Origin of the sequence: Tropicimonas sp. IMCC6043 (assembly GCF_004146235.1) — a bacterium.
In the GTDB taxonomy this organism is placed as follows: domain Bacteria; phylum Pseudomonadota; class Alphaproteobacteria; order Rhodobacterales; family Rhodobacteraceae; genus Tropicimonas.
The window spans coordinates 1-689 of the sequence record NZ_SELO01000144.1 but is presented as its reverse complement, the minus strand read 5'-3'; the positions used below and the strand labels follow the sequence as shown (position 1 = coordinate 689).

1 protein-coding gene is annotated in these 689 nt (G+C 60.5%); it reads right to left on the bottom strand.

The features are described 5' to 3' along the window. Window positions 1-689 (bottom strand): DDE-type integrase/transposase/recombinase (locus EU800_RS26150; protein WP_129636365.1); only part of this gene is annotated, 689 nt, incomplete at both ends.

Sequence of the window (689 nt, the reverse complement as noted above, 5' to 3'; positions counted from 1 at the left end):
GTAATAATTCTCCAGCAGGATGCGGTTTTTCATTGTCTGATGCCAACGCTCGATCTTGCCCTGGGTCTGTGGATGGTGGGGGGCGCCTCGGACGTGATCCATCCCCTTGTCCTCGAGGAAGTCCGCCAGATCCCCGGCGACATAGGACGAGCCATTATCGCTGAGAAGGCGAGGTTTGTGCACGACCGTGACGTCATCGCAGCCTGACGCCTCCAACGCTAATTCCAGCGTCTCGGTCACGTCGCTGGCCTTCATCGTCGTGCAGAGCTTCCACGCGACGATGTATCGGCTGTGATCGTCGAGGATCGTGCTGAGATAGAACCAGCCCCAGCCGATCACCTTGAGGTAGGTGAAGTCGGTCTGCCAGAGCTCATTGGGCCGGGTGGTCTTGTCCCGGAACTCGTCCGCGGCGCGGATGACGACATGTGCCGGCGCGGTGATCAGATCGGCAGCCTTGAGAATGCGGTAAGCCGATGATTCCGATACGAAGTAGTGCTTCTCGTCGGTGTATTTGACCGCCAGTTCCCGAGGCGTCAGGTCCTCGTGTTCCAGGGCGAACTCGACCACGTCCTCGCGGATCTCGTCTGGAATGCGGTTCCACACCGACTTCGGCTGCGGGGACCGATCGGCCAGCGCATCCAGCCCGCCTTCGACCCAGCGGGCATACCACTGGTAATAGGTGCTGCTGG